The sequence below is a fragment of the Streptomyces sp. NPDC046925 genome (assembly GCF_040644915.1).
GTDB lineage: Bacteria > Actinomycetota > Actinomycetes > Streptomycetales > Streptomycetaceae > Streptomyces.
The window spans coordinates 125,850-137,723 of sequence record NZ_JBEYWZ010000011.1 but is presented as its reverse complement, the minus strand read 5'-3'; the positions used below and the strand labels follow the sequence as shown (position 1 = coordinate 137,723).

Below are 11,874 nucleotides of genomic sequence, written 5' to 3'. Positions count from 1 at the left end.
AGTTTTATGCACATCTCTGAACGACCGTGACCGTCCAGGACCGCGGGCGAACGATTTCAATCGGCCTGGTACGTCGCCGAGGCCTGCTCGAAGAGTCTCGACACCTCGTCACGCTCGGCTTCAGGGCCCCGGATCTGCACCACGTGGTACTTCCCGCCGACCGCCATCGCGAGGTTGCGCACGAAGGTCTCGCGCCCCTCCGTGTCCTGCCAGGTGAACTGCCCCTCGGCCATGGTCCGCCCGCCGACCTCCACCGTGCGCATCCCGCTGGACGTGGCCCAGGTCGAATCGCGGAACGGCTGCAGCTCGCGCTCGTGCTCGCGCTGGTACTTCATGGGGTCCTTGCCGTACTCGTCCGTGCCGTCCCGCCCCGGCACGACGATCAGCTCGAAGTCGCCGTGCGTGTAAAGGACCTGCCCACGCCCGTTCTTGGGCTGCCGGTCCCAGCCGCTCGCGACGGCGACCCGGAAGCCTTCGGCGTCCTTGCGGAGCGTGAAGCCCTGCGGCAGCTCGGGGCCGCTGGTCCGCGGCTTCTCCGCGTCGGGGCTCTTCTCCGGCTTGTCGCTCGGCCGGTCGGACTTGCCGTCCTCGCTGGGGCGGGCGCTGGAGCTGCTGCCGGGCTCGGGGCCCTGGCTGGTGCCGGGGTCCCCGACGGAGCCGGCCCGCTCACTGCCCTCGTTCTCCCCCGACTTGGGCATGAAGGCAACGGCGTACGCGACCGCCGCGACAAGGCCGACCAGGATGAGCAGGAGCATGAGGCGACCCAGGGAGCGCGGCTGTCCCGTACCGCTCTGCCGGGGCGGGCTGCTCCGGCGGGGGGCCGCCGCGGGCGCGGAGGCCGAAAAGCCGGTTTCCCGTACTCGCTTCTGCTGCTTGAGCTGCTTGGGCTGCTTGTGCCTGTGCCGTCCGTTCTGCCGGTTCGGCGCCGGGTCGGCCGCGGGCGCGGACGCGGATGCGGCACGCTGCTTCTCGGGTTTGCGTCGCTTCTCGGGTGAGCGCCGCTTCTCCGGCGCGCGTCGCTTCTTCCGGCGTACGAGGTCACCGCGACGGCGTACGACGGGCAGGCGCTTGGCGTCGAACGGCGGCGCGGGCACGACGTTCGCACCGGCTTCCGGCTCGGGCGCCGAGCGGACCAGTGAACGCAGCCAGCCGTTCAGCTCCTCGAAGTCGAGCCGCTCCGTGGGGTCCTGTCGCAGCAGCGACTCGACCACGGGCCTGAGCGGACCGCACTCCTCCGCGAAGGCGGGCGGCTCGGCGCAGACCAGCTGGACGAGCTCGAAGGTGCTCTCCTCCGGGTAGGGCGCGTGGCCCTGCACCGCCCTGAACAGCAGGGCTCCGAGGGCCCAGAGGTCGGTGGCGGGCCCGATGGGCGGGGCGAGCCGCCAGTTCTCGTGCACGGGCCCGGCCTGTTCGGGCGCCCACCGCTCGGTCACTCCGCCGACCACGGTCATCCGGGCATGCCGGGCGCGCTCCGCGGCAAGGGCGGTGGCGGGCCCGCGCCGCGCGCCGCTGCGCTCGGCGACGAGGGAGTCCCAGTAGCTGTGGCCGGTTACGGAGGGGGCGGGGGTGGAGCCCGGTCCCTCTCCGCCGGGGGCTGCCTTAGGTCCGCCTCCGCCTCGCGTGGCTGCGGGGCCCGGCGCCGTACGGCCGGTCCCACGTCCCTGGCCGCCGTCGAAACCCCGCTCGCCATTGCCCCGGCTGTCTAAGCCCTGATCTTCGTGGCGCCGCTCGTCATAGCCGAGCTCGTCGTAACCCGTCCCAACAGAGCCCGTTCCGGCCGAGCCCGTTACGGCCGAGCCCGGCTCCGCAGCCCCCCGCTGGTCCGGAACCGCACCGGAGAACCCGCCGAGACCCGTACCCCCGCCGCCCCTCGGCACGGCCCCGTGCCACTGCTTCTTGCCGCTGACGCCGTACGGATCCAGGATCAGCCCGGCAGCCTTGGGCTCACCGCTGCCCGGACCCTCCGGAGCATCCTCGTCGTAACCCTCGGCGGGATCGCCGCCCGCACCGAACCCAGGGCCACCCCCCGGCTCCTCGCTCACCCGCGCCGCGGCCCGCGTCCCGGCACGGTAGGCGGCTATGGCGCTGGGCCGGGCCACCCGGGCGTCACCGCCGGGCTCCGCGTGCGGGGCGGCCTCGATCGCGGCATGCCCACGCGCATCGCCGGCCTCATCAACCTCGTACGCCCCGTCAGCCGCGTACGCCCCATCAGCCTCATCCGCGTCGATGCCGGCCTCCGAGTCGAAGCCGGCCTCCACGTCGGAGTCAGCCGCCACACCGGCGTCGGTCCCCGCACCGGAGCCGGCCCCGCCCCCGGCATCGAACCCCGCGAGAAGCTCCTCGGGCCGGGGGTCGTACCCGCACAATGCCTCTTCCGCCGCGCCCGCCGCGAGGCCCGTGAGGACCACCCTGCCGTCGTCGCAGACCAGAACCGTGCGCGCGGTGATGTTCCGGTGGACCCAGCCGTGCGCGTGCAGCACCCGCAGCGCCGTCACCACGTCCGACGCGATCTCCGCCGCGCGGTAGGGACTCAGCGGCCGGTCCGCGAGCAGCGCGGCCAGCGACCTCGCCGCCACCAACTCGCTCACTATCCACAGCGAACCGCCCTCGGCGAACACGTCGAAGACCTGGTCGAGCCGCGGATGGTCGGGTATCTGCGCGGCGGCCTGCGCCGCCTCTATCGCGCGCCGCACCGCCGGATCCGACGGCCTGCGCGTCGTACGCGCCGACGGCCGCCGGACCGCCCCCGCGCTCACGAACCCGGCGGGGAGCTCACCGTCCGGCAGGTCGCGCTCATCGAGCTCAAGCACTTCGGCGTCGACGACCTCGGGCAACGGCACCTGCCTGACCAGGACTTCCTGCCCGCTGTACGTGTCGAAGGCCCGCGTCTCCGCGAGTTCGTACTCGTCCGCGGGAGGCAGCGGGAGGCGATAGCGGTCGGCGAGAACCCGCCCCGCGTATTCGTCCACGCCGCCTCCTGCGTCCGCCCGGTGGTCAAATCCGTTCGTGTTGTGCACTGTTGCGGCTGCGTACGGTCCGCAGACACTCACGATACGTGCCCGAGGCAAACCGCATTGAGGGGATTCCAGATCTCACTGGGGCGATTGCCGCGGACTCCCCGATTCCGTTGTCCGCGGCGCCCCGGACCCGCTCTTCGCTACTTCTTCGGCTTGAACGTCTTCGTGAAGGTCTGCCAGGCGTCCTTGCGCTCGTCGCTGCCCCACTTGGCGTCCTTGGCCGTGTACATCATTCCGTAGCCCAGGTGGCCGTTGACGACGAAGCCGCGGTCTATCGAGCGGTACTTCGTGCCGCCGTCGACGTACGTGAACTCCCAGTCGGCGGTGTTCCAGCCCCGGTAGTCGACCTTCTCTATCCGGATGCGCTTGTACTGCGACCGGACCATGTACGACTCCTGGCTCTTCCAGTCACCCACGGGGTCGGACTTGGGGGTGTTGGTCCAGCCGATCAGCAGCTTCTGCCCGTCGGGCCCGGTGAAACGCGCGCCCGCGGCGGCCGTGGTCTGGTACTTCCAGCCCTTGGGCAGGCCGACCGAGAATCCCTGGGAGTGCTTGTACGTCGACTCGGCGCCGTCACCCGGCTCCTTGCCGGAGTCGTCGTCACCGTCCTCGCCGCTCTCGCCCGGATCCTTGCTCTCGTCCGAACCCGGGCTCGACCCCGAACCGGCGTCCGTGTCCGTCTCGCCCTTGCCCTTCTCGGCGCCGTCGTCCTGCCCGGCGCCCTTGTCCGGCTCCTTGCCCTTCTCGCCGCCGCCCGCGGTCGCCCCGCTGGACGCGGACTTGTCGCTGCCGTTCTTGCTGTCCTTGCCGTTGTCCTCGTCCCCGCCGCTGAACGCGAAGGCCAGCACGGTGCCGAGCACCGCGATCGCCAGGGCCACCGAGAAGATGACCAGCGTGCGCCGGGGCACCACGTCGGTGAGCGAGGCCTTGGGAGGCGTCGCACGCGGCGGCATCCCGGAAGCCGAAGCCCCCGAAGCGGGAGCAGACGAAACGGAGGTGGCGGCAGAGGACGAGGCAGCGGCGCCGGAAGCCGCACCGGACCGCGTCGGCTTCTCCGCCACCGCACCGGAGGAGGACTCACCAGCGGCACCGGCCCCGGCCCCGGAACCAGAAGCCGCGTCAGCACCGGAAGCAGCCGCCCCGGCACCCGCCCCCCGAGCGGTCGCCGCGGCCGCGGCCTTCCGCACCGACCTGAGCGCGCCCTTCAGCCGCTCACCGGAGTCCGCGGAGGACCCGGAGGACCCGGAGGACCCGGCCGTATCGGCGGCACCGGATCCGGACGTGGCCGCCGCGGACCCGGCGGCACCCGCGGCACCCGCGGCGCCGCCACCGGCCGCGCCCGCCCCGGCCGCACGGCCCGCGCCCGACTTGCCCTTGCCGAACCGCTTGCCCAGGGAGGGCGGCACGGGCGGCAGCGGCACGACCTTCGTCGCGTCGACCGGCTCCGGCTCGTCCTTGACCTCGGGTGCGTGGATCACGTCGATCAGGAGCGCCCGCGCCGCCGCGTCGTCGAGCCGCTGCTCGGGGTCCTTGGCCAGCAGGCCGTAGATGACCTTCTCCAACGGACCGGCGTTCGTCGGCTGTTCGACGTCCTCGGTCATCACCGCGGTGAGGGTCGCGATCGCCGACCCCTTGTCGTACGGGGGAACGCCCTCAACTGCCGCGTACAGCAGTCCGCCCAGCGACCACAGGTCGGCCGCGGGGCCCGGCTTGTGCCCGCGGGCCCGCTCGGGCGAGATGTACGACGGGGCGCCGACGAGCATGCCGGTGGAGGTGATCGACGGGTCGCCCTCGACCTGCGCGATGCCGAAGTCCGTGAGAACGACCCGGCCGTCCTCGGCGATGAGGACGTTGGACGGCTTCACGTCGCGGTGCAGGATTCCCTCGCGGTGCGCCGAGCGCAGCACGTCGAGCACCGCGAGGCCGACCTCGGCCGCGCGCCTCGGCGTGAGCAGCCCGTCCTCGCGGATGGCCTCGGCGAGGGACTTGCCCTCGACCAGCTCCATCACGATCCACGGCCGGTCGTCCTCGTCGACCACGTCGTACACGGTCACCGCGCTGGTGTTGCGGATCCGCGCGATCGCCTTGGCCTCACGCAACGTACGCGTGATGAGCCGGCGCTTCTCCTCCTCGTCGATGCTGGAGGGAAAGCGCAGTTCCTTCACCGCGACCGTACGACCGAGTGTCTCGTCCTTGGCGCGCCAGACGGTTCCCATTCCGCCGCGGCCGAGCACTTCTCCCAGCCGGTAGCGCCCGGAGAGGAGACGTTCGCTCTTGTCCTGACGGGACTGACCCGTCTTCTCCGCGTCCGACATGCGTCCCCTCTGCTGCTACCGCTGCTACCCGCGCAACCCGCCCTGACAGAGCCTTCATTGTCCCTTACTTCAGGACCGCTCTACGCCCAGGGTCCAACGTCCCTCATGACAGGCCCCGCACAAGGAGGACCGTCACGCCTTTCGACGGGCACTGCCGCCTTTGCCCCCTGCCGTGCCCCTCGTCGGCCCGGCGTCCGCCGGTGTGCCGCCGACCGCGAATCCGGCCACGGACGCCACTCTTCCGTTGCCGGTCATCTGAGGCAAGGCCCCCGCTGCGGCGCCAGGGACGGCAGGCGCCCCAACGGGCCCCACTGGTCAGTGAGGTTCGCGTCGAGGAGGCACGCAGAAGCGCGGGGCGCCGCGCGACCAGCCACAACGCGCCGGGCGGACGGCGGGCGGGCCCGCAGTCCGCGCGCTACAGGGGCACGATGTCCGGTGCCCCCAGCCTCGCCGCGTCGGCCGTCAGGTCGTCCGGCTGCCGCTGCGACTCGCGCTCCGCCTCAACCCGCTTCTCGTAGTGCTGTACCTCCCGCTCCACCTGGTCCTTGTCCCAGCCGAGGACCGATGCCATCAGCTCCGCGCACACCCGCGCGCTGCGCGTGCCCCGGTCGAACGTCTCGATCGAGATGCGCGTGCGCCTGGTCAGCACGTCGTCCAGGTGCCGTGCTCCCTCGTGCGACGCGGCATAGACGATCTCGGCGCGCAGATAGTCGTCCGCGGCAGGCAGCGGCTCGCCCAGCTTGGGATCGGCCGTGATGAGGGCGAGGACCTCCTCGGCCAGCGAGCCGTACCGGTTCAACAGGTGTTCCACGCGCACCACATGAAGGCCGGTGCGTGCCGCGATCCTGGCGCGCGCGTTCCACAGCGCCTTGTACCCTTCGGCGCCGACCAGCGGAATGTCCTCGGTGACGCAGTCGGCGACGCGCTGGTCCAGGGCGTGCACCGCCTCGTCCACGGCGTCCTTCGCCATGACGCGGTACGTCGTGTACTTACCGCCCGCGATGACCACGAGGCCCGGCGCCGGATGCGCCACCGTGTGCTCGCGCGACAGCTTGCTCGTGGCGTCCGACTCCCCGGCGAGCAGCGGCCTCAGTCCCGCGTACACCCCTTGGACGTCGTCCCGGGAAAGGGGCACCGCGAGAACCGAGTTCACGTGCTCGAGGAGATAGTCGATGTCGGCGCTGGAGGCGGCGGGGTGCGCCTTGTCCAGGTCCCATTCGGTGTCGGTCGTGCCCACGATCCAGTGCCGTCCCCACGGAATGACGAAGAGGACGCTCTTCTCGGTCCGCAGGATCAGGCCGGTCGTCGAGTTGATCCGGTCCTTGGGCACGACCAGATGGATGCCCTTGGACGCCCGGACGTGGAACTGGCCCCGCTCGCCGACCATCGCCTGGGTGTCGTCCGTCCACACGCCGGTGGCGTTCACGATCTGCTTGGCCCGGACCTCGTACTCCCCGCCGCCCTCGACGTCCTGCACGCGGGCGCCGACGACCCGCTCTCCCTCGCGCAGGAAGCCGGTCACGCGGGCCCGGTTGGCGACCTTGGCGCCATAGGCCGCCGCCGTGCGCACCAGGGTGGCCACATAGCGCGCGTCGTCCATCTGCGCGTCGTAGTACTGCATGGCGCCGACCAGGGCGTCCTTCTTCAGGCAGGGTGCCACGCGCAGGGCGTGACGCCGGGTCAGGTGGCGGTGCATCGGGAGACCGCGGCCGTGTCCCTTCGACATCGACATGGCGTCGTACAACGCGACGCCCGATCCGGCATAGATCCGCTCCCAGCCCTTGTGCTGCAAGGGGTAGAGGAACGGCACCGGCTTCACGAGGTGCGGGGCGAGCCGCTCCAGGAGCAGGCCGCGCTCCTTCAGCGCCTCACGCACCAGCGCGAAGTCCAGCATCTCCAGATAGCGCAGACCGCCGTGGATCAGCTTGCTCGAACGGCTCGACGTGCCCGACGCCCAGTCCCGTGCCTCGACGAGGCCGGTGGAAAGACCGCGGGTCACGGCGTCAAGTGCAGTGCCCGCACCGACCACTCCCGCGCCCACGACCAGGACATCCAGCTCCCGCTCGGCCATTTCCGCAAGTGACTCGGCACGCTCCGCCGGCCCCAAGGTCGCTGTCCTCACCGCTGCCTCCCGTTGGTTTGTCGGGTGTGGTCGCGCTCACATCATGCCCAGATTCTGCTCAGGTCCGCTGAGTTCGGGTCGCCGCCTGTGGATAACACGACCGACGCGGCCAACACTCCGACACCTGACACCGAGGCAATGCCACATAACGGTCATATTTACTCCTAGTCTGACATTGCGCTGGTCCACCTTGTCCACAGGACTTGCGCACTCGTCCCGCTCCGGCTACTAGGAGGACGGCCCACCGCCATGCCCGCAGATCTCGCAGTCATCGGTCTCGGCCACCTCGGCCTGCCCCTCGCCCGGGCCGCCGTCTTTGGTGGCATCGCCACCATCGGCTACGACCCCGCCCGCGCCGCCGACCTGGCAAGCGGCCGCCTGCCCTGCGACGGCGCGGAGGGAACCCTGACTGCCGCCGATGTCCGCCGGATGCTCTCGGGGGGCTTCCGGCCGACCACCGACCCCGCCCAGCTCGGCCGGGTCCGCACCGCGGTCATCTGTGCTCCCACTCCTCCGGCAGCGGACCGCACCCTCGACCTGAGCCAGGTGGCCGACGCCGCCCGCGCCCTGGCCGCGCGCCTGCGCCCGCACACCACGGTCATCCTCGAGTCACCCGCCTACCCGGGAACCACGGAGGAATTCCTGCGCCCCATCCTCGAAGAGGGCTCCGGCCTGCGCGCGGGCCGCGACTTCCACCTGGCGCACTCGCCGGGCCGCCTCGATCCGGGCAACCGCACCCACGGCTACGCGGGCACGCCCAAGGTCATCGGCGGTCTCACCCCGGCCTGCACCGAATCGGCTGCCGCCTTCTACGGCCGCCTCACCGACAAGGTCGTACGCGCGCGTGGCCCGCGAGAAGCCGAGACCGTGCACCTCCTGGAGACCAACTACCGGCACGTGAACATGGCCCTGGTCAATGAGATGGCCGTGCTCTGCCACGACCTGAACATCGACCTGTGGGACGTCATCCGCTGCGCCGAGACCAAGCCCTTCGGCTTCCAGGCCTTCCGCCCCGGACCCGGAGTCGGCGGCCACGGCGTCCCCCTGGACATCCCGAACCCCGGCCGCGGCGCCCGCCCCCTGCGCATGGTCGAACTGGCCCAGCAGGTCAACGACCGCATGCCCCGTTACGTGATCCAGCGCTCGGCGACGCTGCTCAACGAACACGGCAAGTCCGCCCGCGGCGCCCGCGTCCTGCTCCTCGGCGTCACCTACAAGCCCGACCTCGCCGACCAGCAGGGCTCCCCCGCCAGAGAGGTCGCGACCCGCCTGATGGAAATGGGCGCGTCCGTCAGCTACCACGACCCCTACGTCCCCAGCTGGAGCGTGCTGGGCCACCCCGTCCCCCGCGCGGACTCCCTCTACGAAGCCGCCGCGGACGCCGACCTCACGATCCTGCTCCAGCACCACCGCACGTACGACCTCCAGGGCCTCGCCGTGAAGGCCCAGCTGCTCCTGGACACCCGCGGCGCGACCCCGGCGGGCGCGGCCCACCGCCTGTGAAGCACAAGAAGGGCCCCGGTACGGATACCGGGGCCCTTCTGTAAGAAGCAGGCGGTCAGCGCTTGTGCTGCGAGTCCGCGACCGTCACCTCGACGCGCTGGAACTCCTTGAGCTCGCTGTAGCCCGTCGTCGCCATCGCCCGGCGCAGCGCCCCGAAGAAGTTCATCGAGCCGTCCGGGATGTGCGAGGGACCGGTGAGGATCTCCTCGGTCGTGCCGACCACACCGAGGTCGACGCGCTTGCCGCGCGGCACGTCCTCGTGGACGGCCTCCATGCCCCAGTGGTGGCCCTTGCCGGGCGCGTCCGTGGCGCGGGCCAGCGGGGAGCCCATCATCACCGAGTCGGCGCCGCAGGCGATCGCCTTGGGCAGGTCGCCGGACCAGCCCACGCCACCGTCCGCGATGACGTGGACGTACCGGCCGCCGGACTCGTCCATGTAGTCACGGCGGGCGGCCGCGACGTCCGCGACGGCGGTGGCCATCGGGACCTGGATGCCCAGGACGTTGCGCGTGGTGTGCGCGGCGCCGCCGCCGAAGCCGACGAGGACACCGGCAGCGCCGGTGCGCATCAGGTGCAGCGCGGCGGTGTACGTGGCGCAGCCGCCGACGATCACCGGCACGTCGAGTTCGTAGATGAACTGCTTCAGGTTCAGCGGCTCGGCGGCACCGGAGACGTGCTCGGCGGAGACGGTCGTCCCGCGGATGACGAAGATGTCGACACCGGCGTCCACGACGGCCTTGGAGAACTCGGCGGTGCGCTGCGGGGAGAGCGCGGCGGCGGTGACCACGCCCGAGTCGCGCACCTCCTTGATGCGCTGCCCGATCAGGTCGGCCTGGATCGGCGCGGCGTAGATCTCCTGGAGGCGCCGGGTCGCGTTGTCGGTGTCCAGCTCCGCGATCTCGTCGAGCAGCGGCTGCGGGTCCTCGTACCGCGTCCACAGGCCTTCGAGGTTCAGGACGCCGAGACCGCCCAGCTCACCGATGCGGATGGCGGTCTGCGGCGAGACGACCGAGTCCATGGGCGCGGCAAGGAAGGGCAGCTCGAAGCGGTAGGCGTCGATCTGCCAGGCGATCGAGACCTCCTTCGGGTCGCGGGTACGGCGGCTCGGGACGACGGCGATGTCGTCGAAGGCGTACGCCCGGCGGCCGCGCTTGCCGCGCCCGATCTCGATCTCAGTCACGTGGGTGGCCCTTCAGTTTTCTTCGGTACTTCGCACTTCTTAGGCACTTCGGCACTCGGTCTGCCGTTCCAGTATCCCCGACGCGCGCAAAGGGGGCGGACCCGGGAATCCGGACCGCCCCCACGCGCGCGTGCGGCGCCATCGGCGCCGCACGGAGCGTCAGCGCTTGTTCGTGTAGTTCGGCGCCTCGACCGTCATCTGGATGTCGTGCGGGTGGCTCTCCTTGAGGCCCGCCGAGGTGATCCGTACGAAACGGCCGTTCCTCTGGAGCTCGGGAACGGTCTGGCCGCCCACATAGAACATCGACTGGCGCAGGCCGCCGACCAGCTGGTGCACGACCGAGGAGAGCGGGCCGCGGTAGGGCACCTGGCCCTCGATGCCCTCGGGGACCAGCTTCTCGTCGGAGGCGACGCCCTCCTGGAAGTAGCGGTCCTTGGAGAAGGACTTCTGGTCGCCGCGGGTCTGCATCGCGCCGAGCGAGCCCATGCCGCGATACGACTTGAACTGCTTGCCGTTGATGAACATCAGCTCACCGGGGGACTCCTCGCAGCCGGCGAGCAGCGAGCCCAGCATGACCGTGTCCGCGCCGGCGACGAGCGCCTTGGCGATGTCGCCCGAGTACTGCAGGCCGCCGTCGCCGATGACCGGGACACCGGCCTCCTTGGCGGCGAGCGACGCTTCGTAGATGGCCGTCACCTGCGGGACGCCGATACCGGCGACGACACGCGTCGTACAGATGGAGCCGGGTCCGACGCCGACCTTGATGCCGTCGACACCGGCGTCGATGAGGGACTGCGCGCCGTCACGCGTGGCGATGTTGCCGCCGATGACGTCCACGCCCGAGGCATTGGACTTGATCTTGGCGACCATGTCGCCGACCAGACGGGAGTGGCCGTGAGCGGTGTCGACGACGATGAAGTCGACGCCCGCCTCGATCAGGGCCTGGGCACGCTCGAAGGCGTCGCCCGCGACACCGACGGCGGCGCCCACCAGGAGGCGGCCCTCGCTGTCCTTGGCGGCACCGGGGTACTTCTCGGCCTTGACGAAGTCCTTGACCGTGATGAGGCCCTTGAGGACACCGCTGTCGTCGACGAGCGGAAGCTTCTCGATCTTGTGGCGGCGGAGCAGCTCCATGGCGTCCACGCCGGAGATGCCGACCTTGCCGGTGACCAGCGGCATCGGCGTCATGACCTCGCGCACCTGGCGCGTGCGGTCCGACTCGAAGGCCATGTCGCGGTTGGTGACGATGCCGAGCAGCTTGCCCGCCGGGTCGGTCACCGGGACGCCGCTGATGCGGAACTTGGCGCAGATCGCGTCGGCCTCGGCGAGCGTCGCGTCCGGGTGCACCGTGATCGGGTCGGAGACCATGCCGGACTCGGAGCGCTTCACGAGGTCGACCTGGTTGGCCTGGTCCGCGATGGAGAGGTTGCGGTGCAGTACGCCGACGCCGCCCTGCCGCGCCATGGCGATCGCCATGCGGGACTCGGTGACCTTGTCCATCGCCGCGGAGAGCAGCGGGACGTTCACGCGCACGTTCTTCGAGATGAGCGAGGAAGTGTCGATCTGGTCCGGCGCCATGTCCGACGCGCCGGGCAGCAGCAGCACGTCGTCGTAGGTCAGCCCGAGTGTCGCGAATTTATCGGGCACCCCGGTCGAAGAACCGCCGTTTGCAGTCATGACACCTTCCCCAAATGGCCTTGATCGGTGCGGATGTCCATGCTAACGGGAACGGAGAGT

6 protein-coding genes are annotated in these 11,874 nt (G+C 71.0%); 1 reads left to right on the top strand and 5 read right to left on the bottom strand.

From position 1 onward, the window contains the following. Positions 1 to 56: 56 nt before the first annotated feature. The 3 genes from ABZ906_RS34365 to ABZ906_RS34355 form a co-directional block, all read right to left on the bottom strand. Positions 57 to 2,969: a protein kinase gene (locus ABZ906_RS34365; RefSeq protein ID WP_361389640.1), complete on the bottom strand. Its 2,913-nt coding sequence runs from the start codon at positions 2,967 to 2,969 to the stop codon at positions 57 to 59. 188 nt (positions 2,970 to 3,157) lie between these two features. Then, positions 3,158 to 5,332 (bottom strand): protein kinase, encoded by a 2,175-nt coding sequence (locus tag ABZ906_RS34360; protein WP_361389638.1) that lies wholly within the window; start codon positions 5,330 to 5,332, stop codon positions 3,158 to 3,160. A gap of 415 nt (positions 5,333 to 5,747) precedes the next feature. Next, positions 5,748 to 7,454 (bottom strand): glycerol-3-phosphate dehydrogenase/oxidase, encoded by a 1,707-nt coding sequence (locus ABZ906_RS34355; RefSeq protein ID WP_361182274.1) that lies wholly within the window; start codon positions 7,452 to 7,454, stop codon positions 5,748 to 5,750. A gap of 249 nt (positions 7,455 to 7,703) precedes the next feature. On the opposite strand from ABZ906_RS34355, the gene ABZ906_RS34350 reads away from it, so the two are divergent. Beyond that, positions 7,704 to 8,957, top strand: a complete 1,254-nt coding sequence (locus ABZ906_RS34350; protein WP_361389636.1) for a nucleotide sugar dehydrogenase — start codon at positions 7,704 to 7,706, stop codon at positions 8,955 to 8,957. A 55-nt stretch (positions 8,958 to 9,012) separates the two neighbouring features. Here the strand turns inward: ABZ906_RS34350 and ABZ906_RS34345 are convergent, their stop codons facing one another. Together ABZ906_RS34345 and guaB are read right to left on the bottom strand one after the other, a co-directional pair. Next, entirely contained in the window at positions 9,013 to 10,137 is a 1,125-nt protein-coding gene (locus ABZ906_RS34345) for a GuaB3 family IMP dehydrogenase-related protein (RefSeq protein WP_361182278.1), read from the bottom strand. 159 nt (positions 10,138 to 10,296) lie between these two features. Further along, positions 10,297 to 11,814, bottom strand: coding sequence for an IMP dehydrogenase (guaB, locus tag ABZ906_RS34340; RefSeq protein WP_361182280.1), 1,518 nt, complete (start codon positions 11,812 to 11,814; stop codon positions 10,297 to 10,299). Positions 11,815 to 11,874: the final 60 nt, after the last annotated feature.

Excerpts from the sequence above, each read along its gene's own strand:
- ABZ906_RS34350 (WP_361389636.1), top strand. The coding sequence starts at position 7,704 with ATGCCCGCAGATCTCGCAGTCATCGGTCTCGGCCACCTCGGCCTGCCC.
- guaB (WP_361182280.1), bottom strand. The coding sequence starts at position 11,814 with ATGACTGCAAACGGCGGTTCTTCGACCGGGGTGCCCGATAAATTCGCG.
- ABZ906_RS34360 (WP_361389638.1), bottom strand. The coding sequence starts at position 5,332 with ATGTCGGACGCGGAGAAGACGGGTCAGTCCCGTCAGGACAAGAGCGAA.